Here is a 280-nt window from a genome sequence, read left to right on the forward strand (position 1 = left end):
TACCCGGTACATCGCCGTTTCCGCTATCGAGCGACGGTTGTAATCTGTTGTCCATTTCCACCGCGCATTACTCCCGGTCAGCCGCTGATTAGCCACTGCACGGTTACGGTCTGCATATTCACCGGGCCAGTAACCCGCACCTTTTCGGGGCGGGATAAGCGCGCTGATTTTCTTACGCCGCAGTTCATCGTGACAGAGCCGGGTGTCGTAAGCGCCGTCTGCCGATGCTGCCCTGATTTTTCTGTGAGTCTGCCGGATAAGACCCGGGAAGGCTTCTGAG

The 280-nt window shown here is 57.5% G+C and carries 1 protein-coding gene; it reads right to left on the bottom strand.

Translation table 11 applies throughout. The annotated features are described in order from the left end of the window. Positions 1–280 (bottom strand): transposase (locus OGY37_RS23435; RefSeq protein ID WP_286619764.1); only part of this gene is annotated, 280 nt, incomplete at both ends.

The sequence above is a fragment of the Citrobacter sp. Cpo030 genome, from assembly GCF_030333005.1.
GTDB lineage: Bacteria > Pseudomonadota > Gammaproteobacteria > Enterobacterales > Enterobacteriaceae > Citrobacter > Citrobacter portucalensis.